This window comes from Leptospira ellinghausenii, from assembly GCF_003114815.1.
In the GTDB taxonomy this organism is placed as follows: Bacteria; Spirochaetota; Leptospiria; order Leptospirales; family Leptospiraceae; genus Leptospira_A; species Leptospira_A ellinghausenii.
In genome coordinates, this window is the sequence record NZ_BFAZ01000009.1 from 796,013 (window position 1) to 819,361 (window position 23,349).

The window sequence follows — 23,349 nt, forward strand, 5'->3', positions numbered from 1 at the left end:
TCCTTAGAGATTATTCTCCATCCAACGACGAACCTTCTTCATCCATCCCTCTCCTTCGGAAACGGAATGCATGTTTTTTTGTTCCAAGTTTTGTATTTTTGAACTGTATTTGATTAGGCCAACCGCAGTTGCATATTCAGGGCTTGCAATTCTTTCCACAAGACCACTCATTCCTGCTGGTTTTGCACGTCCTACAGATAATCGAAGTACCTCTTCTGCAGTGGATTCAATGCCCTGTAATAAAGAAGTGCCTCCTGTTAGGATCACTCCTCCCGCCAAACTTGACTTATACCCTGATCGTACCAGTTCATGGTCGATCATTTCTAAAATTTCACGAACCCTTGGTTCTAAAATTTCAACAAGTTCTTGGCGGAATACAGAACGTGATGGACGACCTGATATAGATGGAATTTCAAATTTTTCTGTTGGGTCCACCATATCAATTTTTGTGTGGCCGTATCGTTTTTTGATGATTTCTGCTGTTTCTACAGTGGTTTTAAGTCCAATGGAAATATCACTTGTGATATGAAATCCACCAAACGGAACAACCGAGGAAAATGCGATTCCCCCATCCACATAAATGATGATATCACAAATGCCTGCACCAATATCGACAACTGCTGTTCCTAAATCTTTTTCACCAGCTGTCAAAATAGCTTCAGAAGAGGCAAGGCTTGATAAAACTTTGTCCATTTGCAAAAGCCCTGCTTGTTCCACACAACGATCAATATTATTGAGAGCAGTGTTTCCACAGGACACAATATGAACTTCGGCTTCTAAACGAACACCTGTCATCCCAATTGGATCTTTGATGTTCACTTGGTCATCTACTTTGAATTCTTTTGTAAGAACATGAATTACTTGTTGGTCATTGGGAACATGTACAGCTTGTGCTGCTTCCACAACACGCATGATATCCATTTCCGAAACAATCCGTTCTCTGTTTGTAACAGCAATGATTCCTTTTTCATTAAAACCATGTACTGATTTTCCAGAAACATTCACAACAACAGAAGTGATCTCTTGGCCAGCCATGAGTTCTGCATCACCAAACGCCTCTATGATGGACTTAGTGGTGGTTTCAATATTAACAATAGAACCGTTTTTGATCCCAGTAGAAGGATAAACTCCTGTTCCAATGATTTCAATTTCATGCTCTCCTAACAGTCGTCCAATGACAACCTTGATAAGAGAAGATCCGAGATCCAATGCAGTTATAATAGGTGAATCATCTTCGATCATATTAATGGTATACTGCGTCTTCTCCTCTTAAATCAATAGAGACCGCTTTGATGGACTCAGCTTCCATATAAGCAAGAGATGCATATAACTTACGAAATACGTTTAATTCTAATTTATCACCTATAAAAACTTTCATTGATTTTGGTGATTTTAAGTACATTGTATAATTACCGTCACGTTCAGCGACAAGTTCGGAAATTCGAGTGGAAAGGGCAGGGTAAAGAGATAGGGCATATCGCATTTCTTTGGTAATATCAAAAATCTGTCTGCCTTCTAGTTTATGTTCTCCAACAACGAATGACCCGCTAATGACGATTAAATGGGTATTTAAAACTTGGTCTTTGGATAAGATCTCCAAATTTTCATCCACTTCGTATAAAGAACTTCCTACATGTATGACAAATTCTGCGACTTTCTCCTCTATATGAACCAAAAGAAATCCATCAGGATCTCTTGTGATTCGAACTTTTTTGATCCGAGGATGACTGGAGAGTTTTTTTTCCCAATCCTTCCAATCACTCATATTAGGCGAGTCTGCATCCGTTCCCAAGTAAACCAAAAGGTCCGTTGGAGTTAGGTACTTTTGACCTTCCCATTCCACACGAACGACTGGTTTGACTGGCCTACCCCATCTAAATACCAATCCGAGAGCCAAAAGCCCTGAGAAAACAAGGAGGATCGGAATCACACGCCCAAATCGTTTTTCTTTGATTTCTTGGGGGGTGTCAACCATATATTAATTATGTCACATAATTGGATAGTTTGGAAAGCATTTATCAACAGGGCATAAAAAAAGGCCAGGCGAACCTGACCTTTCTCGCGAGACTCAATTGGAAATTGAGTGCTTAGTTGTGAGCTACCTGCATGGACTCTGCACGCATGTCCATAGAGACAGTTTGGTATTTTTTAGCTTCTTTTTCAAGAGCCTCAGCACGGCGAAGAAGTTCTTTCTTCTCGTTCATTTGGCTAAGAGCTTTACCACCTCGAGTTGATCCAGCTCTATCACGAAGAGCTTGAGCCAATTCTGTTTTTTCTTTCGCAACATTCGCAAGGTATTCTGAAACTGCAGATTTTTGCGCTGGAGTAGTTGCTTGTTCAATCATAGCAGACTCCAAAAGCTCCAATCTTTCGTTTGTGTCTATAGCATGTAGATTTGATGTTGCAAGTCCCATTGCTAAGATTCCTGTTGCGATTATTTTTGTTGTTTTCATGTGATCCTCTCTAGATCGGGAACCTCTTTTTCCGATTCCCTTTTTCTTTATGACTATACGATTCCTAAAATAAGGATTAATTTCAATCCTAAAAACTTGAAAAAAACCTCGATTTCACTCAAATCATTGAAAAATCTTTCTTTTTGGATTAATATTAATCAAATACAGATTAATATTAATCATTTTGAGGATTTTTGACCTCAATTTGGATGGATACGAGTATATTCGGTCCATTCTTTGGGTCAGGGCCTATCAAAAAAACCACGGAAGAAGGGTGGAAACACTTGGCTCCCTAAAAAAAAGACCCTCGCTTGGAGGGCCTTTTACCTAAGAACTTGGCTGGAAGGGCAGTTTCCTTCCCTTCCGCATTGGTTTGGATTAGTATTTGGTTTTGGTATAACTCAATTTTTTATTGAGGATGATTTCAACGGTTGTCACTTCCCCTGGTTTCACGACAATCTCAGAGTTTTCGAGTTTCATTTCTTCCATAAAACTAGCTCTGATTTCGTATTTCCCTGGTTTTAGATTGGTAAACCAAAAGTATCCATCCTTGTCTGTTGTGACTTTAAAGATTTGGTTCGTAGACACAACTGTTGGCATGTAAATCGGGTGTTTTTCAATCGGGTTGTCCAAAGTTTTGAAGAATACTCTCCCTCGAATGGCACCAAATCCATCCATCGAACTCATTGCATCGACCGTGACCGTTTGTTTCGGAATCACCGCAGTGGCTGTTTTGTAGATGGGGTAATTATCAGCACGGATTTCAATTTGGTGAACACCTGCTGGAAGGTTGTCTATCTTCACATTGTAAATGTCACCAGGGATCAGAGTTCCGTTCTTTGTGATAGAACCCCAAATCTTTGATTTTTCCGTTGTCACTTGTGCATTGTATTCTTGGTCATCGACTAACACTTTAATGGCACGCACTTTGCCTTCTGGAGTGGAAGATCTAAGTTTGCCTTGTTTGTTCAGTAGGTCATAAGGTGACTTCGTTGCTGCTCCGCCATACGACTTGTCTTTGATGATGGATGTCCGGATGAGAATGTTCCCGGTAGAGACAGAAGGGGGTGCAGGAGGTTCCACTTCTGTGATCGGTGGGATGACTACAGTGGTTTCGTTCGCGGGCGTTGGTTCTGGCTCCGGTGTGACTGGAGTTGTGGTTTGGTTGTTGTTCGGTGTGGTTGTTTCCACAGGAGTGATGGGAACATTCACCACAACATTCGGTGGTTTTGGCGGAGGGGTTTGCGGTTTCGGAGCTCCTGAGAGAAAAATCCCAGCTGCATTTCCTGAAACTTGTGGGGTTTGTTCGTGGTTGAATTGACGAGCCATCTTCACGGTTTCTTCTTTTGCGACAAAAAATGCTTCTAAGGCGGTGACCACACTGTCTTTGTTGAGGTCGGCCTTTTCGAGTGCATTTCCAAAATTGTAAGTGAAGATACCATGGTTGATGGTTCCCCCTACTTCGATGGAAGTTTGGTCATCATCGGAAGAGGAAATGACGGCTTTGTCTTGGAAAAAATAATCTTCTGCATTTTGGCGGACAACCCCGTCATTGCCTTGGGCAATGGGAATTTCTGCGGCACCACGAGTGTTTTTTCCTTTTTTGGCAATCCCTCCCGAATAACAACAATCCATCACAAGGACAGTTTTCGGGGATTTGATATCTGTTAAAAATTCATTGAGTTCTTCATCGGAAATATGCGGTCGATCGTAACAAATTAAATAGTTACGCATTCCATTTTTGGCTTTCGCATCTTTCATGTACATCCCATGTCCAGAGAAATACAAAAATACCGAATCTTCTTTCCCAGCTACTTTTCCGATTTGGGTGATTGCATTTTTGACATTATCCCGAGTTACCATGGAACCTAACAGGACTTTGATATCCTTGAAGTTTCCTTTTTTTTGGATTTTCTCTTTTAAAAAATTCGCATCGGCTTCACAGAGATTCAACTCAGGGATTTTAGCAGTGTTCCCTTTGTAGTTAGTTCCTATGAACAACGCATAACGGTTCTGCGCTAGTATCGGTGATCCGATGAAATAGGCAGATAGAATACAAACAAATATGTTTCGAAACGAAAACATGATTGGGTTTCCTCTTATCCGAATGGAGTGCTTCATTCTCCAACACTCGAAATCGGAAATCAATTGGATTTTTATTTGGAAGATAAAAAACGAAAGACCTGTGGAAGAACAAATTGGCGGAATTCTTCGTTTACCCGTTTTTCTCCCCGGCAATCGTAATGGATATTATCTACAAAACGCTCTGCGGGGTAGGAAGATTCAGGAAAGAAAAAGAGTTTTGTAGTCGGATGTTTTTGGAAAAAAATGATTAACTTGGAAAGAAGAGCCTTCGATTCAGGAGACTCTTGGCGTTCTTTGATCCACGGCAAATATACCATTCCAAATTGAATGCCTTTTTCTTGTGTGTAACGGATCAAATCTTCTAATACGACAAAATCTGGATTCGGATCAAATTGATTGTTTGGATTTTTTAATTCCGCATCCAATTCCTTTCGAATCATTTCTTTGGAAAAAAGTACTAACTCTGGTTTCAACCGATTGGAAATATTATATTTCCCAAAATGACGATTGATTTGGTCTTCGATGGTTAAATTGTCTTCGAGTTGGGAAGAGGATGGTTTGCATAAACCAGCTTCTATGTTTTCGCAGGATTCACAAAAAATGGATTTTTGTTTGTATTGTTTATCTACCTTCCAATTGGATACGCTAAGTGCATTTCGAATGGCACCGTGGAATCGGTAGGATTCGTATAAAAGTGGAGTGGCTTTAGATAATATAAACAGTCGTTCTACACCAGAATATTGTTCTGCTAATTCGACAAAGGTAAACTGGTGGAGGTATCTATGTCCGAAAAACTCCCAAAGGATTTGATTGGCATCTTCTTGTTTCCCACTATAACTAATCACATTGGATTTTGTTTGTGGCCTAAAAAAGTTTTTTTCAATACCTTCGTTCCATCTCCGTTTCATAAAGTTTGAAATTGATTCATTTTCCTTTACAACCTTTGCATCAGGATCATACAAAGGAGGGCCATAACCTGTTGCATATAACTTTGGCGAGGCGGCAAACAAAACCATTTTTGGTTTTTTGTTTCCCTTTTTTAAGTATTTGTCCAAAAAGAATCGGTAATATTTTGGTCCCATCGCAGGCAAACTATGGTTGTAAACCGAATACTCTGTTTTATCGGCTTTTGCATATCCGGCAAGTGCCATGGATCTGGAGTCACCTAACACGATGATATCGGCGTCACCTTTGCCAGATTCGACAAAGTTTTTCTTTAGGTTTACAAAAAAGATTTCTGGTTGTTCTAAATAATGAATTCCCGTGACACGTACGGTGATTTCTAAAACCAAAAAGAATAAAAGAGTAAGACCTATGCCTAAAAATTTAGAACGCAAAGTAAATTACCTCTTTTCCGAATACTCCTCTTGTGAGGATGAGAAATGCCATAAATGATAATACAAACGCTTGGATGAGTGGATGAGTTAAAAAAATCCAATACCTTTCTTTTTTGAAATAAGTGATGCCATCTAAGATGAGCAGTGGAAGGAAAATTTTGAAGTATTCTTCCCAAAGTCCAAACATATTTTTCACATTATTATTAGGAGAAAGATCCCAAGTCCATACACTTAAGAATTTTTGAAGGTAAACAAACATCATATTCGCATCATACGATCGAAATGCCACAGCACTAAACGCAACAAGTGAGAATACCAACACACGACTAAATGTTCCCGTGAGGATTTGTGACAGTTTTGAAGAAAGGGAATTGGTGGTTTCTGGAATTTTGTCTCCCAAATCTTCTTTCTTTTTTGCAAAACCCACAAGGTAAATCATAGTATAAACACCTTGTAAACAACCCCAAGTGATGAATGTCCAATTGGCTCCATGCCAAAGCCCAGACAAAAAGAAGATGATACATAAATTTCGGTATTGGGCAAATTTTCCGTACTTACTACCACCGAGTGAAATATAAATATAATCACGAAACCACCGATTCAGTGTTACATGCCAACGATTCCAAAACTCTGTAGGTGTTTTAGAAAATTCAGGAGTTTCGAAATTCACCGTGAGAGTCACACCGAGTAATCTTGAGATTCCAAGAGCTATAAAGGAATATCCAGCAAAGTCACAATAAATTTGAGTTAAAAATAAAAAACCACCAGCAAACACTTGTGAGCCGTCCATAGACTGGATGATTGCTGGATTTTGTGTATAAAACGATTTTGATGCAAAAAATACCTGATCCACATATGTCGCCAAATTATCAGCTACATATACTTTCATAAAGTAACCAAGCAAGATATCGTACAAACCTTTTTGTACACCATCCATAGTAGGAAACTTAGATGCTTTGAGTTGGGGCAGTAAGTCTTGTGCCCTTTCAATAGGACCTGCCACGAGTTGTGGGAAAAAATTCACAAACAAGGCAAAATCAAAAAAATCTTTTTCTGCTTTGATTTGTTGTCTATACACATCAATCGTATACGACATCGTTTGGAAGGTGTAAAAACTAATCCCCACGGGAAGCACAATGTTTTTGAGTAAGTATGTACTCGAGTCTGTGGCAACACTCCCGCCAAGCCAAATGGCTATTTGGTTCCAAGAATCAACAAGATTCACTGCAAAAAAATCATAGTACTTCATGGTAAAAAGAAGGCCCAGATTGGCAAATATCGAAACTGCTAAGTAGATCCTCCGAAACATTTGGTTTTGGGAGGATTCGATGGACCTTGCTGCCACATAATCAATGATGGTGCTGAGTAAAATGAGGGTGAGAAAAAACCATTCCCACCATCCGTAAAAAAAATAAGAGGCAAAGAGTAACCAAAGGTTTTGTGCACGGTATGCCCATTTCTGTTTTTTGGCAAACCAACCAAAACATAAAAAGACCGAATACACGATGAGAAAGAATAATAAAAAGACAAAAGTGTTAAAAAGCATCGGTCTTCGTTACAATTTCAAGGTTAGCCGTTTCTGTAAAATTCAAAAATGAGGCAAAAAGGGAGAATCTTATCGTTGACCCGTTCCTATTTCCCAAAAATCTAAGAGTTACTTTGGATCTATTTTCGGAACTCAAAACCAAATTCGGTTTTTCAGAATTTCGCCCAGGCCAAAGGGAAGCCATTCAATCGGTTTTAGAAGGTCAGGACACACTTGCCATTTTACCGACTGGTGCTGGAAAGTCCCTTATTTACCAATTACCTGCTGCGATCCAAAAAGACAAACTAACACTTGTCATATCCCCACTCATCGCCCTGATGAAAGACCAAATGGAAAGTTTACTTTCAAAAGGAATTCCAGCTGCCTTTTGTAATTCCACCCAAGACGAAGTAGAACAAATGACCATTCTTGCAAAAGCAGTCAGAGGGGAACTTCGTGTTTTACTCGTATCCCCCGAACGAGCACTCTCTAATGGGTTTTTACGAATTTTTCGTGAAATGAAATTATTCTCTTTGGTAGTGGATGAAGCACATTGTGTTTCCCAGTGGGGCCATGACTTTCGACCCGAATACCGCCAAATTCATGTTTTACGAGAAAGGCATCCCAATCCCAATTTCCCCATTTTAGCTCTCACGGCAACAGCAACAGAAAAAGTACAAACAGATGTCCAATCCTCTCTTGGAATGCGTTCACCTAACGTTGTTTTATCTACCTTTTTTCGCCCCAATCTAAAATTCAGTGTGGAATACCCAAACCAAGAACGGGACAAAGCAGACCGACTGATGGAACTACTCGAACCTTGGAAAGATGGAAGGAAATTCCCTGGTCGTGCCATTGTGTACTGTGCAACTCGTAAAAAAACAGACGAAGTGTATGATTTATTAAAAGACTTTGGATTCTCGGTTGGAAAGTACCATGCAGGTCGAACTGATGGGATTCGAGAACGAACACATAATGCCTATACTTCAGGAAAAGTTCCTATCTTAGTTGCCACCAATGCATTTGGGATGGGCATGGACCAACCTGACGTACGTTTGGTGATCCACTACCAAGTACCTGCCTCGCTCGAAGCCTATTACCAAGAAGCAGGTCGTGCTGGCCGAGACAATTTACCATCTGAATGTGTTTTGTTTTACAAAGCAGGCGATGTAGCCACCCAATTGTTTATGTTGTCAAAGGAGACAAACTTCAAAGGCGGTGACACCTTACTCAAATACATCAAAGAATATGCAAACAATGAAATTTGTAGGCAAGTCCAACTTTGTTCCTATTTTGGAGAAACAATTTCTCCTTGTGGAAAGTGTGACATCTGTACTGAAACAGGTGTTAGCATCAATCGGAGTAAATTTTTAGAATCTGAAAAAGTTAAAATTCAGAAAAAAAATGAAAAAAGAGAACATCCACTCTCAGAATGGGAAGAAGAAACCATTCAAAATTTTTTGAAGGAACACCCAGCAGTTTTTGGAAAAAACATCATTGCGAAAACTTTAGTGGGGAAACGAACTAAGGATGTATTACGTTATCGAATGGAACGAAATCCATTCCATGGTAAATTGGAAGGAATTCCCGAAGAAGCAGTTGTCGCAAAATTAGAAACTTGGGTAGAAGAAAAAAAAGTTTTGGTAGCTGGCGCTAAATACCCTAAATTATACCTTCCGAATTTTTCCAAAACAAAAGCCAAACAATCATCATCTAACTCTAATGAGACGAAAGGTACTCTGGCCAAACTAAAAAAACCTCCTACACTAAATTCGCAAATTTTACGAGAACTGATGAATTACCGTGATCGCAAAGCAAGGCAACTCAAATGGAAAAAGTTTATGGTCTTTCAAAATCCTGTACTCAAACGGATTGCAGAAAGAAAACCAAAAAACCTTTCAGAACTGGAAGCCACAAAAGGTGTTGGGCCTGCTAAAGTAGAACGATTTGGATCTGATATCATCGAAATATTATCCAAATGGGACTAATCTAATTTATATCCCATCTACCAATCAACAATTGTCGATTTGAGATTTTCTTCTATGAAAGGGGATGTAAATTCCCTTGAAACTTTCCTTCACTATAAGAATCTGCTGAATCAAAGGGTCATTATGGAAAAAATCGCAGGAAAAATCGTTACTCATGAGAAAGAATTTTTAGGTACAATTGAATTTGATGAGTCTACTGGACTCGTTACACAAGTGAAGGAAGGTATCGATCCTAGTGCACGAGTCTTTTCTGATGATTGTGTGATTTTTCCTGGTTTTGGTGACATCCACATCCACGCAAGAGAAGACGTCAGCGGAAAACATACGTACAAAGAAGATTTTTTATCAGCAAGTGCTGCTGCCATTAATGGTGGAGTGATCCATGTGGCTGATATGCCAAACAATCCTGTACCACCCATTGATGATGAATCTTACTCCGCCAAACAAGCGCTCACCAAAAGAGCACCCATCCATATTACCTTATATGCAGGGATTGGTCCACATACAAAACCACTCACGAAGAAAGTACCTTATAAAGTGTTTATGGGACCTTCCATTGGCGAACTCTTTTTCCATGACAACCCATCACTTGAAGAAGTGATCAAACATTACCATGGCCAAGATGTAAGTTTTCATTGTGAAGACCCAGAAATCTTAATTGCAAACAAAGACCAACCAACACACGAACAAAGACGTCCCAATGAAGCGGAAACAGTTGCCACTGATTTTGCACTCTATCTCATCGAAAAATACAACCTAAAAGGAAAACTTTGCCATTACTCGACAAAAGATGGTCTTTCTAAGATTGTTGCAGCGAAAAAACGAGGAGTAAAAGTCACATGCGAAGTGACCCCAACTCATTTGATGTTTGATACTGAAATGTTAACAGAGACCAATCACAAATGGTTCCAAATGAACCCTCCTCTTCGAGGCCGTGAAGATAGAGAAGCGATGGTGAAAGGGATTCTCGATGGGCATATTGATTATTTAGCTACCGATCATGCGCCACACTCCATCGAAGAAAAACAAAAAGGAACAAGTGGAATCTCTCAATTGGATACATATGGACTTTTTGTCACATATATGATATTGAAATTAAACATTCCGATGACTTTAATAGCAAAAATCTGTTCCAAAAATCCCGGGGAGTTTGTGGCTCCTTATTTACCAAAACAATTTGGAAAGGGCGTCGGGATAATTAACGAAGGTTATGCGGCGAATTTTTCTATCTTAAATTTAAAAAAACCAGTTGAATTTAAAAAATCGATGATTAAAAGTAAGTCTGGATGGTCACCATTTGAAGGATTCCAATTTCCTGGATCCATCGAAGCGGTTTATTATTTAGGCAAAGAAATACATGCGAAATGAGCCTTTAGGCAGTAAAATTCTCTCTGGTCTCACTGTTAAATCCTTACTGACCGAATATCCCAATAGTTTCCAGGTATTAGATTGGGAAGGTAATTTTGTCTCCGTTACAGATCGGTTTGCCCGATTTTTAGAATTTGAACCTAAAGAAATTGTTGGAAAATCAATCCTCCACTTCACTCAAGAAGACGACAAAGAAAATACAGAGAATACTTTCGAAAGTTTGGGTAAAAATCCGAATATAGTAAATTTCGAAAATCGCCTTGTTACCAAATCAAAAGAAGAAGTTTGGATCATTTGGTTACTCATCCCGTTACGAGAGTCCAAAATCATTTTGGGTTTTGATCGTGATGTCACCATCCAAAAAGATATCTCCTTTGAATTTTTACTCCAACAACAAAAGTATAAGTCTATCTTTGACAACTTACCGATGGGCATCGCCATCACAGATGAAAAAGGTAAAATTGTTGAAACTAATAAAACAGCTAGAACCTATTTTGACATCCAAGATGGGGAACTTCTCAATCGTACGCTCAACATTCGAAAGTACACTCTCATCCAACCAAACGGTACAAAAATTTACCCAAGAAAATCAAGTTTGATGCGAGCATTACGGCACAAAGAAGTGATTCGTAATTTAGAAATCGGGATGATCAAAGAAGATAAAATCACTTGGTTTGATATTTTAGCAACACCGATCCCCATTGAAAACTTTGGCCTTGCAGTAGCATTTCTTGACATCACACAACGTAGGCATGCGGAAGAAAAAATTGCCTATATGGCTTTTTTTGACCAACTCACAAACCTTCCCAATCGTAACTCTCTCATTGATAAACTATTTCCAATTTTCGAAGAAGCAAGACGGCATGGGAATTTGGTTGGAATCCTTGCGATTGATTTGGATAATTTTAAAATCTTCAATGATTCCCGAGGGCATGACTTTGGGGACAAAATCATCAAACTTGTCGCCTACCGTATTCGTGAAAGTATTCGTGTGTATGATCTCATCAGTAGACAAGGTGGTGATGAGTTTACGGTTGTATTACCTGACTTATCAAACGAACGTGACGCGGCCGTGATTTCAGAAGCCATTTTGGATGCAATGACACATCCTTTTGTGATTGATGGGGAAAGGATTTTTGTTAATATTTCGATTGGGATCGCCTTATACCCAACAGACGGAAAAGATTCGAATACACTTCTTAAAAATGCTGACAGTGCATTAAACTTGGCAAAATCGCAAGGGAAAAACTGTTATGTGTTTTTTACAGAAGAACTGCAGACAGTTGTGGCAGAACGTTTGGAAATCGAAAACCGAATGCGGATTGCCATCATCGAAAATCAATTTACGTTGATGTACCAACCCAAAATTGATTTGTACACAAAAAAACCTGTGGGAGTTGAAGCACTCATTCGTTGGCGTCATCCAGAACGTGGGCTCATCTCACCGAATGTATTCATTCCCATCTCGGAAGAAACAGGGATGATCCTTGCGATTGGTGAATGGGTGATTAAGTCTGCCATCAAAACCATGCGTGTTTGGAAAGATGCAGGGATCAAAGAGATTTCAATGGCTGTGAATATTTCCACCAAACAATTTAAACACGAAAGACTTATCTCCACCATTGCCGAAAATCTAAAATTATTCAAAGTGGACCCACATGATTTGGAAGTCGAACTCACAGAAAGTTCGGTCATGGAAAATGCAGATGCTGCTGTTCGCACTATGCAGGAAATCAGAAAACTTGGGGCAAAAATTGCAATTGATGATTTTGGAACGGGTTACAGTAGTTTGGGTTACTTAAAAAAACTTCCCATTTCCTCTTTAAAAATTGATCGTTCCTTTGTATCCGAAATCACAACAGACAAAGACTCCAAAACCATCATCCATGCTGTCTCGAACTTGGCACATAACCTTGGTTTGAGTGTGGTAGCAGAAGGTGCTGAAACGGAAGAACAGGTGCAATTACTCGCCGAAAGTGGAGTGGACCAAATCCAAGGTTTTTATTTTGCGAGGCCGATGACTTCGGAAGATTGCCTGCATTTTCTGAAAACAGAACTTGGAATTTCGGATTGACCCGTTCGCTTTCCCACTGTTTTTAACAAATAAGGATTTCTCTTGAAACTTTCAGTTGATTGGTTAAACGAATTTACCCCGCTCTCCCAGATTCCTTTCGAATCGGTTCTGGAAAAAATTAATACATCAATTTGTGAAATTGATGATGTGGAAGAATACAAATCCCACCTAACTTCTGTGATCACTGTCAAAATCAAATCACTGGAAAAACACCCTAATGCTGAGAAATTACAAACAACCATTGCGACTGATGGATCCAAAGACTACCAAATTGTCACGGCTGCCACAAATGTAAACGTGGGTGATATTGTTCCGTTAGCTCTCCCTGGCACCAAATTGGATGGGAAGGAAATTTTAGATTCGGAACTACGAGGAGTTCGTTCCCAAGGAATGTATTGTTCCGAAAAAGAATTGGGTATGGCTTTAGAATCTTCAGGTGTACTTATTTTTCCAAAGGACACATCTCTTGGAATTTCCGTACGCAAATACTTTTTATGGGAAGATACAATTCTCACAATCGATAATAAATCCATCACGCATAGACCTGATTTATGGAGTCATTTTGGTTTTGCAAGAGAACTCGCAAGCCAACTCCAAATCCCACTTCATCATTTTCCTCTCCAAGCTGAAACAAAATGGGAATCAGGAAACGATGGATTAAAAGTCGAAACATCGGATCATGCACATGCATATTATGTTACTTCAATCCAAAATGTAAACATCACAACATCGATTCCAAAAATCAAATCACGACTTGAAAAATGTGGAATCCGTTCTATTAATAATGTGGTGGATGTTTCCAACTATCTTTTGTTAGAACTTGGGCAACCTACTCATTTTTTTGATCGATCCAAACTTCAATCAACTTCCTTGACTGTATCTAAATCAAAAGATGGAGATAGTTTTGCTCTCCTCGATGATACTTCTCCTACTTTACCAGGAAATATCCTTCTCATCCAAAATGGTTCCACACCTGTGGCTTTAGCGGGAGTGATGGGGGGAAAAGATTCAGCGGTCACAGATGGTACAAAAAACATTGTGATGGAATCTGCTGTCTTCAAAAGAGAAGATGTTCGTTTTACGATTCGTAAAACCAATATTCGTACGGAATCTGCTGTTCGGTATGAAAAAGGCTTAGATTCTTATACTTGTTTGCCGGTCATCAAAAGAGCGGTTCAACTATTAATAGAAAACGGCAATCCGAATGTGAAGGTTTTCACTCCACAGGGTTTCAATCATACTGAATCCAAAAGAGTAACCATTGAAACAAATTTACAATTTCTCCGCCATAAATTAGGAAAAAAGATCACTTTACCAGAAGTCACAGACATTTTACAACGATTAGGTTTTGAGGTCACTTCAAAAGAGGAATCCCTCTCAGTTGTTGTTCCTAAATACAGACAAAACTACGATGTAACAATTCCAGAAGACCTAGTTGAGGAAATTGGAAGGACAATTGGTTATGCTTCCATCCGAACAGAAGCTCTCTCCATGGCAGTGGAAACTCCGATTCGCAATCCACTCCGAGAGTTAGAACGTAGAGTTAAAAATTTCTTAGCATTGGAAGTTGGTTTTAATGAAGTATACAATTATTCCTTCGCCTCTCCTACAGATGCAAAACTAGAATCAAATTTAGAATCCATATCGTTAAAAATTGCAAATGAAATGCCAGAGGAACATTCGATACTTCGAAACAGTTTGTACCCAGGTCTCATCAAACAAGCAAAGTTAAACCAAGATCGATTTGAATCGGTGAACTTGTTTGAATTGGGGAGAACTTACCACAAACAAGGCAATGGTCCTGAGTTAGCAGATGAAAAACGTTGGATATCCATTCTTTCCTTATCCAAACACAAACCAACTGACCTTGTTTCCATTGAACAAGAATTCTTAAAAATTAGAGAAACAATTTCCGAACTCTTTTTATTCTTAAATTTACCAAATTTAGTTTGGAAAAAAGAAACACGAAACCATTTCCACCCTAATGCAAGTTTAGTGGTATATTATGATGAAAAAGAAGTTGTAGAACTTGGAATCCTTCATACTCGATTTGCCGATGTGTACGATATAAAACGTAGGGTCATTCTGTCCAAAATCAACATGGAAGTGTTAGCTGAAATTTGGGAAACCCATGGAAGGACTTCTCATTTTAATCCACCATCCCATTTCCCACAAGGACAATTGGACCTTTCGCTTCTCATGAATGAATCGGATGCAACAGAATCCTTTGCAAACTTGGTCAAAACATTACAAATTCCAGAATTAGAGTCAGTGTATGTCCAAACGATTTTCCAAGGTGAATCGGTAGGAGAAGGCAAAAAATCGGTTACGTATCGTTTCCGACTTATGTCCTATGATAAAACTTTTACCCAAGAACGTTTTAAGGAGCTTTCAGACAGTTTGGTGACCACGGCAAAAGACAACGGTTATACCTTACGATAAATTTGCTTTGACAAATCCCGATTTTTATTGGGAAATCGTTCGAGTTTATGCGATTCATCTATTTGATCATTCTTTCGGGAACTTTGTTTTCCTGTTCTCGATGGGAGATCCAAAAGTCCATCAGTGACGAAAGTTTTACTCCCCAAAAGATTGATTATGCGATCCAATCAGGAAATGAAACCAACCAACAAAAACTCAGATGGACACCTATTTTCAAAAACACCTTAAGTTTAGGTTTCCAATCAGAACATATTTATTTAAAAATAAAAGCTACAAATCTAACTTCTGTTAATAAACTAATTTTAGATTTAGGAAACCCACATTTGGACTTCATTCGAGTGTTTGAAGAAGGAAATCCAGAACCCATCAAAGAAGGAGGGGATTTTATTGCTCATTCACATTGGGATGCCTTTTCCAAATCTATTGCTTTTGAACTCAATTGGCCAGCTGGAGAAACCAAAACACTCATTTTAGAAACTAAATCATCATCAAATATTAGTTATCTCATCCGCTTTTATTCCAAAGAAACGTTTTATCTAAAGGAGAATTTAGAAAATACAATTCTAGGTTTTTTTTATGGTACCATCTTTATCATGGTGATCTATAATTTATTCATATACTTCATTTTAAAGGAAAAAGCATACATCACCTATTCAGTTTCTATTTTTTGTAATCTATTGTTACAAATGTACCTAAATGGAATTTTGAATCAAATTTTCACTTTAGACCATCCCGAAATACACAATCGAATTGGTAGTGTGATTGTGACTTGTTCTGCGATCACTGGTTGGACATTTGCCCAACAAACTTTAAACTTACGGGATTTTAATCCTTGGTCCAATCGTCTAATTCAAGGCCTTAAATTCATCGTATTGTTTTATATCTTAATTCCATACGCCTATTTACCAATTGAGATAGCGGTACGGATTGGAAATTTTATTGCACAATTATTCGTAGTTTCTGTGTTAGTTGTAGCACTCGTAAACTACAGCTCAGGAAATAAACAAGCTCGATTGTTTTTGTTTGGTTGGAGCACCTTACTCTTTGGAATTTTGATGTATACGTTGATGCAAAATGGAGTCCTTCCTGTTAATGTCTTTACGATTTATGGAAACCAAATTGGTTCCACCTTAGAAGCAGGCATTCTGTCTCTTGCCCTCGCAAATAAAATCAATGAGTTAAAAGAAGAAAAGGCAAATACACAAGCAGAAGCACTTGTCACTTTAGAAGAAAAGGTAAGAGAACGAACCAAAACTTTAGACGAATCATTGAACCTCATCAAAAAGGATTTAAACGTCGCCAAAAAAATCCAAAAAACATTATTCTCTGATATCAAAACCAGTGATCCACGAATCCATTTTCATTCCTATTACCAATCTATGTCCGAAGTAGGAGGTGATTTTTATGACCTCACCCAAGTGAAAGCTGACTACTATCGAATTTTTGTTGCAGATGCAACAGGGCACGGAATCCAAGCAGCACTCATCACAATGGCGATCAAAGCGGAATATGAATCACTCAAAATGATTTATGATCATCCCGATGATTTGGTTTTTCATATGAACCAAATTTTCATCAATAAATATAGCAACATCCAAACAATTTTTACATGTTCCGTCTGTGATATTGACTTAAAGAATAAACAGTTGTTTTATGCTTCTGCAGGACATCCAGACCAAATTCACCAAAGAATTTATGATATCAAACTTTTACCTCGAACTGGTAAAATCATTGGGCTTATGGATCATACCCAATATAGACTCATTGAACACCAAATTGAAGAAGGTGATCGGATCTTTTTATTCACGGATGGAATCTTTGAACAATTCAATGAAGAAAAAGAACTCTTTGGTGAAGATAGACTCTACGAAATATTAAAAGAAAACTTAAAACTAAGCTTAGACCATACAATGGCAAAAGTGTTAAGTGAACTCTCTTTGTTCACTGATGGACAAGCAAAACAAGACGACATTACATTTATCGGTTGCGAAATTCAAAGTCTCGGTTGACTTTGATCCATGTCCTACAATCAAATTCCTAATTTCACAAAACCTTTCATCCATCCAAACGCTACAGCTTTTGGGATGATAGAATTTGGTATTTCTGTTTCGATTTGGCCTGGTGCGGTTGTTCGTGCTGACATGAACAAAATCAAACTGGGAGATTATGTGAACATCCAAGATAATTCCACATTACATACAGATTCAACAAGTCCTATCTCTATCGGCGAATGGACATTAGTTGGTCATAATGTCATGATCCATGGATGCAAAATAGGAAAAGGAGTATTAGTCGGAATTGGGTCCATTGTTTTGGATAATGCTGAAATAGGAGATGGATCTCAAATCGCGGCAGGATGTATGATCCGTGGAGGGAAAAAAATACCACCACGTTCACTTGTTGTACCCAATGGTTCCGATATTAAAATTTTCCCTGGAAAGGCAAAACCTGAATTAACAGTAGCCGGTTGTATTGAGTATGCACATCTTTCCGTACGTTTTGCACAAAATATTTTTGTACCATTTCAAAAAGAAGAAGAAGTACATTTTGTATCACAAGCCAAAGAAATTCTGACAAAACTTGGAATCTAAACTAGGATCGAATTGATTTTACTGTCTAAGTATTAGAAAATTAAAGATTCATGAATTCCTTTTTAAATAAAATCAAAGTCCTTGGGATCTTTTCCATTACCCAAACTGTATTTCAAATTGGGACAGTGATGATTATGGCAGTTTCTGCATTGGCAGGTCAAACCATAAGCCCATCTCCAGAATCCGCCTCACTACCCGTTTCGTTTGTAATCCTCGGAACCTTGCTTGGTTTAGTCCCAGCGTCAAGGTTTATGAAATGGCAAGGAAGTAAATATGGTCTTCTTCTCGGTACGATCATTGGAATCTTTGGAGCGATCCTCGCGACGTTTGCAATTTGGGAAAAAAGTTTTGTATTATTTTCCATAGCACACTTGTTATTTGGACTACACCAATCGTTTATCCAATACCTTCGTTTTGTTGCAATGGAATCTGTGCCTACCCATGATAGAGCTAGTGCATTGTCATGGATTTTAATCGCAGGAATCCCCGCTGCTTTCCTTGGTCCACTTGCTGGATTACAAGGGAAAGAACTCTTTCCCACTTCCTTATTTTTGGGATGTTATCTTATCCTAATTGTTTCACTATCTCTACAATTTTTACTAATCAGTTTCTTACCTTCACCAAATAAACGTTTCTCTACTGAAAACGAATCGGAACACCAAGAAAGCGAGAGAGAAAAAGTAAGACCATTTTCATATCATGTTAAAAATTTAGGATTATGGGTTTCGATTCTCTCTACATCTTTTGGATTTGGACTCATGGCTATGCTTATGACAGCTGTTCCTGTTGCAATGAAATCACATGGTCATGAAATGCATGCATCCACATTGGTATTACAATGGCATGTTTTAGGAATGTACATTCCTTCCTTTTTCTCTGGGTTTTTAGTTCGTAAAATGACAGCACCTTACTTAATTTTGTTGGGTGTTTTTGTGATGGGTTTAGAATCAGTTTCTGCAATCCAAGGAACCGAATTTTTACCTTTTGCAGTAGCACTGATCTTACTTGGTATTGGTTGGAATTTTATGTTTGTAGGTGGGACAAACTTACTTGTAGAACAATACCATCCAGCGGAAAAAAACACAATCCAAGCTGTAAATGATACAATCGTATATTCAATAGCCATCCTTTCCACGTACAGTGCCGGGTATTTGGAACATAAAATTGGTTGGTTGTCACTCAATCTGGTGAGCATTCCATTCTTAGTTTTTGTTTCAGTAGTAACATTATATTATATTCAAACAAAAGGTAATCGGTAGACTAATATGAACAATCAATCACACTGGGAAACAATTTATTCGGAAAAACAACCAAGCGAAGTGAGTTGGACGCAGGAAATTCCAAAACTTTCATTACAATTAATAAAGAATACGAACAAACCCAAATCAGCAAAACTCATTGATGTAGGTGGTGGAGAGTCAAACCTTGTCGACCACTTACTCAAAAATGGTTTTGAAAACATCTCCGTACTTGACATTAGCCAAAATGCTTTAGATCGATGCAAACGTAGATTAGGTGAAAGTGGAAAGAAAATAGATTGGATTGTCACAGACATCACAAAATTCCACTCCAATACAAAATACGATATTTGGCATGACCGCGCCGTCTTTCATTTTTTAACAAATACAGAGTCCATTGCTGCTTACAAAAACAATCTATTAGAAGTTTTAAACAAAGAAGGCGAACTTATCATTGGGACATTTAGTAACAATGGTCCAAAAAAATGTAGTGGTCTAGAAATCAAACAATACACAGAAGAAACATTAACCGAAACCTTTTCTCCTGAATTTGAACCTATTGAATTCCATAGAGAAGACCACCAAACTCCATTTGGTACAATCCAAAACTTTGTTTTTGGCAGATTCAAAAAGAAAAATTAAACAAAGTTTTTTTGCAGATCCTGAATATAAAAAGATTAGAGAGAAATACTTTGTTCCATCGGTTGAAAGTCCAACTCAAATTGCAGAATACGGTCGGTCTATGAATTATAGGATCTTTCGGCTCGCTTTGATTTTTGCTGCAAATTCTTTAGCCATTTCAATTCGCATTTTCCCTTCCGCAAACCGACGTTTTTCGAGATCTGTTTCTAATTTTAACGGAGGCACTGAAGCAGGTTTTTTGTTCTCATCCAATGCAACAAACGAAAGATAGGCGGTAGTTGCTCGCACCATTTCTCCTGTATAAGGATTTTCACGATTCACTTGCACACCTACCTCCATCGAAGTGGTACCTACATAGTTAACCATTGCTTTTAAATTTACATGGTCTCCAATCTGGATGGGTGTTATAAAATTGATACGATCAATACTGACTGTCACTGCTTCTCTACCAGAATGTCTCTGCGCCGCCATGGCAGCAATTAAGTCAATCCAACTCATGATTGCACCACCAAATGCCGTTCCGTAATGATTGGCATCATTAGGCAAAACGATATGTCTAGTTTCTACAGCCGATTCTTGAGGTGACTTAGGGGATAATTCATTAGGAGAGGACACAATGAGGATAACTTAGTCTTGACGTTTTGTTTCGAAAAGACTTTTTTAAACCTACTGGTAAAAGGCGGATTTTGGAAGTATAGGACAAATGATCACTGACAAACGAAATTACGTCTATTGGTTAAAATTTAGAAAGGATACCGGTCCCCTACTCAGGAGATTTTTAATCGCTGCTTCTGGGCTATTTTTGGTTGCAGCCTGTTTGCATCTAACACCCCTCTTTACAAAAAAAGGTGAAATTGATTATATCTTTTTTGTTGTCGATTTTGGAATTTCAATTTTATTCATCATTGAATATTTATTAAAAAACAAAATTTCATTAGTCATTCGAGTTCTCACTTTAATCATTACAGCAATCTTCATATCAGTTTTATCTTTTTTAAGAAGTGGATTACTCGGGACTGGTGAGATTTCTCTTGCCTTCATCATCATTTCATTTTTTGTGTTTTTACCTCCCATACCAAGTTTATTATCAGCTTTATTCATTTCAATTCTCCCTGCTATTTTTGGATTTTTCGTATACCAATCTATTGTGATATTTCCAGACGAATTAGGAATACGAAATCAAAGTCCAAGAGAATGGTATTTTAAATCAGTCAGTTTAATCATTTTTTCCATACTTTCTGGTTTTTTGATTCAAAGGTTACGAGCAAAATTAATTAAAAATATTGTATATCTAAAAGAATCCAGAGCAAAAATTTTAAAATCAAAACAACATATCGACAAACTAGCATTTTACGACTCACTAACACAATTACCAAATCGTTATTCATTTGAAGTATCCATCCAAAATAGAATCGATATTGGTTCAAAAGAAGCATTTGTATTACTCATAAATATCAAAGGTATAAAAGTTATTAATGCATTACATGGAATCAGCTTCGGGGACCAGATATTAACACTAATAGGGAATATTTTAAAACAATACACTTCTGAACGTCCAAATACAATCGTTGCTAGTTTAGGTGGGGATGAATTCATTTTATGGATCGAAAATTCTACCAGGAATCGGATTGAGGAAGCAATTGTAAAATTTGATTTAAATAATAACCAAACACTAACACCTGATAGGCTTGGGCATAGACTCCAATACCGAGTTTCTGGAATTCATTTTCCATCAGAAGCCTATAATTTGGACGAGGTCATTCGAAAACTTTCCATTGCAATGAATGTAGCTCGGGAAAAGTCAATGAACCATTTGGTTTGGTTCCAACCGGAAATGGAAAAGAAAATCGAAAGGGAACAAAGACTAAAAAACCAACTGGAAAAAGCGATTGAGTTTAATCATTTTAAAATTGCATACCAAGAAAAAGTAGATATTTCTAACCAATCAATTGTTGGGTTAGAGGCACTTGCCAGATGGACGGTGGCAGAATTAGGTGAGATATCACCAGATGAATTTATCCCCATCATTACAAAATCAGATTTGATTGTTCCTTTCGGCAAAAAAATATTCGAAAAAGTAGTCAGTCAAATTCCAAGTTTACAAAAAGTTTATGGCCAAGAGATCAAAATTTCGATCAACATTTCACCAATCTTCTTTTTATTTCCCAATTTTAATGATTATATCATCACCTATTTAAATCAAAATTCAATAAATCCAAAGAGTCTAATCTTTGAAATTACTGAAGATATCTTTATAGATGAAATTGAAACCATCCAAAGTATAGTTTCTAACCTCAGATCAAATGGAATCTCGGTTTCGTTAGATGATTTTGGTAAGGGATATTCATCATTACATTATATGCAAAAAATACAATTTGATGAATTAAAAATCGATAAATCATTTTTAGATGAAATTGCAACTTCCGATCGTAATTTTTTGCTTTTGGAATCAATATGTCATTTGGCAGACTCCTTGGGTTTAAAAACCATTGCCGAGGGAATTGAAAGAGAAGAACAAATCCTTTCTTTAAAAAAAACATCCTGTCACATCGTACAAGGATATCTTTACTCCAAACCAAAAATTTTATTTGAATGAAATCCAATTGCATTACTAACCAAAGAAATGATTTCTAATCAAAACATTCCAATACTTTCCTAGTTGCACACAAATTCAATCAGTGTTACATTAACCTCATGGGACATGGACACAATCATTCCAAACACAACCATTCACATACTGAGATCTCATCCTCTTCCAAAAACTTAGCTTGGGCTTTTTTCCTAAATTTATTCTTTTCCTTATTTGAATTGGTTGGAGGAGTTTATTCCAATAGCATTGCCATTATATCAGATGCGTTTCATGATTTTGGTGATGCTCTTTCACTTGCATTTGTTTGGTACTTACAAAAGGTTTCAACAAGACCAAATGATCTAAAATTTGATTATGGATACAAACGTTTTTCGATATTAGGCGCCCTATTCATATCTGTATTGTTAACAGTTGGATCCATATTCATGATCATTGAATCTATCAAACGATTTATTTCTCCTGCGGAATCAAAAGCCGATGCCATGTTTGTTCTCGCAATTGTTGGTGTCGTTGTGAATGGAATTGCAATGATACGTTTAAATCATGGATCTAGTTTTTCCGAAAAGGCTGTTTTTTTACATTTCCTCGAAGATATTTTGGGTTGGGTGGCTGTACTCATTGGTAGTATTTTTATGTATTTTTGGAATTTACCTTGGTTTGACCCTTTCATGTCTCTTGGAATTGCAGTTTGGATTTTATTCAATGCCTATCGAAATACCAAACAAGTAATGCGTGTATTTCTGCAAGGAGTTCCAATCTCAATCAATCGATCTGAACTCATTGAACATTGGGAAAATATCAATGGAGTCAAATCGGTTCACGATATTAAAATTTGGAGTTTAGATGGAAACCATCATGTTGCATCCCTTCACGTTATGATGGACCAAACAGTAAACTTAAGTGAATTTCAACTCTTAAAAGAAGAAATCAGAAAAGTTGCTTCTGAATTTGAAATTATTCATACGACAATCGAACTTGAAACTGACGCAGAACAATGTAAACACAAAGTTAATTAA

17 protein-coding genes are annotated in these 23,349 nt (G+C 37.7%); 10 read left to right on the top strand and 7 right to left on the bottom strand.

The annotated features are described in order from the left end of the window. Positions 1-3: 3 nt before the first annotated feature. The 6 genes from ftsA to DI076_RS12270 all read right to left on the bottom strand — a co-directional run bounded on the left by ftsA (position 4) and on the right by DI076_RS12270 (position 7,421). Positions 4-1,242, bottom strand: a complete 1,239-nt coding sequence (gene ftsA, locus DI076_RS12245; RefSeq protein ID WP_108960117.1) for a cell division protein FtsA — start codon at positions 1,240-1,242, stop codon at positions 4-6. A gap of 1 nt (position 1,243) precedes the next feature. Next, on the bottom strand, positions 1,244-1,975 hold the full coding sequence (locus DI076_RS12250; protein ID WP_108960118.1) for a cell division protein FtsQ/DivIB: 732 nt from the start codon (positions 1,973-1,975) through the stop codon (positions 1,244-1,246). Positions 1,976-2,087: 112 nt separating this feature from the next. Further along, on the bottom strand, positions 2,088-2,453 hold the full coding sequence (locus DI076_RS12255) for an LIC_10421 family protein (RefSeq protein ID WP_108960119.1): 366 nt from the start codon (positions 2,451-2,453) through the stop codon (positions 2,088-2,090). A 378-nt stretch (positions 2,454-2,831) separates the two neighbouring features. Then, a complete protein-coding gene (locus tag DI076_RS12260) occupies positions 2,832-4,538 on the bottom strand; it encodes a caspase family protein (protein ID WP_108960120.1) in 1,707 nt (568 codons plus the stop codon). A 71-nt stretch (positions 4,539-4,609) separates the two neighbouring features. Further along, the gene (locus DI076_RS12265; protein ID WP_108960121.1) at positions 4,610-5,875 is read right to left on the bottom strand and encodes a DUF1574 family protein; all 1,266 of its coding nucleotides are present in this window, start codon (positions 5,873-5,875) and stop codon (positions 4,610-4,612) included. Further along, complete coding sequence (locus tag DI076_RS12270; protein ID WP_108960122.1) at positions 5,865-7,421, bottom strand: MBOAT family O-acyltransferase; 1,557 nt, start codon at positions 7,419-7,421, stop codon at positions 5,865-5,867. The genes DI076_RS12265 and DI076_RS12270 overlap by 11 nt, the downstream gene beginning before the upstream one ends. A 113-nt stretch (positions 7,422-7,534) precedes the next feature. Between DI076_RS12270 and DI076_RS12275 the strand changes: the two genes are divergently transcribed. The 8 genes from DI076_RS12275 (at position 7,535) to DI076_RS12310 (ending at position 19,743) form a co-directional block, all read left to right on the top strand. Next, positions 7,535-9,388 carry a RecQ family ATP-dependent DNA helicase gene (locus tag DI076_RS12275; RefSeq protein WP_108960123.1) on the top strand — a complete coding sequence of 618 codons (1,854 nt, stop codon included), beginning with the start codon at positions 7,535-7,537 and terminating at the stop codon, positions 9,386-9,388. 120 nt (positions 9,389-9,508) lie between these two features. Continuing rightward, the gene (locus DI076_RS12280; protein WP_174705077.1) at positions 9,509-10,756 is read left to right on the top strand and encodes an amidohydrolase family protein; all 1,248 of its coding nucleotides are present in this window, start codon (positions 9,509-9,511) and stop codon (positions 10,754-10,756) included. Beyond that, positions 10,746-12,830 (top strand): sensor domain-containing protein, encoded by a 2,085-nt coding sequence (locus DI076_RS12285; protein WP_108960125.1) that lies wholly within the window; start codon positions 10,746-10,748, stop codon positions 12,828-12,830. Before DI076_RS12280 ends, DI076_RS12285 begins: the two co-directional genes overlap by 11 nt. Positions 12,831-12,872: 42 nt before the next feature. Next, positions 12,873-15,272 carry a phenylalanine--tRNA ligase subunit beta gene (gene pheT, locus DI076_RS12290; protein WP_108960126.1) on the top strand — a complete coding sequence of 800 codons (2,400 nt, stop codon included), beginning with the start codon at positions 12,873-12,875 and terminating at the stop codon, positions 15,270-15,272. Between the two features lie 47 nt (positions 15,273-15,319). Then, on the top strand, positions 15,320-17,281 hold the full coding sequence (locus tag DI076_RS12295; RefSeq protein WP_108960127.1) for a 7TM diverse intracellular signaling domain-containing protein: 1,962 nt from the start codon (positions 15,320-15,322) through the stop codon (positions 17,279-17,281). Positions 17,282-17,290: 9 nt separating this feature from the next. Then, positions 17,291-17,863: a gamma carbonic anhydrase family protein gene (locus DI076_RS12300; protein WP_108960128.1), complete on the top strand. Its 573-nt coding sequence runs from the start codon at positions 17,291-17,293 to the stop codon at positions 17,861-17,863. A gap of 50 nt (positions 17,864-17,913) precedes the next feature. Beyond that, a complete protein-coding gene (locus DI076_RS12305) occupies positions 17,914-19,122 on the top strand; it encodes an MFS transporter (protein WP_108960129.1) in 1,209 nt (402 codons plus the stop codon). A gap of 6 nt (positions 19,123-19,128) precedes the next feature. Continuing rightward, positions 19,129-19,743 (top strand): class I SAM-dependent methyltransferase, encoded by a 615-nt coding sequence (locus tag DI076_RS12310; RefSeq protein ID WP_108960130.1) that lies wholly within the window; start codon positions 19,129-19,131, stop codon positions 19,741-19,743. Positions 19,744-19,848: 105 nt separating this feature from the next. On the opposite strand, the gene DI076_RS12320 is transcribed toward DI076_RS12310, so the two are convergent. Continuing rightward, on the bottom strand, positions 19,849-20,358 hold the full coding sequence (locus DI076_RS12320) for an acyl-CoA thioesterase (protein ID WP_108960131.1): 510 nt from the start codon (positions 20,356-20,358) through the stop codon (positions 19,849-19,851). Between the two features lie 88 nt (positions 20,359-20,446). On the opposite strand from DI076_RS12320, the gene DI076_RS12325 reads away from it, so the two are divergent. Both DI076_RS12325 and DI076_RS12330 read left to right on the top strand, forming a co-directional pair. Continuing rightward, the gene (locus DI076_RS12325) at positions 20,447-22,339 is read left to right on the top strand and encodes a putative bifunctional diguanylate cyclase/phosphodiesterase (RefSeq protein ID WP_108960132.1); all 1,893 of its coding nucleotides are present in this window, start codon (positions 20,447-20,449) and stop codon (positions 22,337-22,339) included. 98 nt (positions 22,340-22,437) lie between these two features. Continuing rightward, the gene (locus DI076_RS12330) at positions 22,438-23,349 is read left to right on the top strand and encodes a cation diffusion facilitator family transporter (RefSeq protein ID WP_108960133.1); all 912 of its coding nucleotides are present in this window, start codon (positions 22,438-22,440) and stop codon (positions 23,347-23,349) included.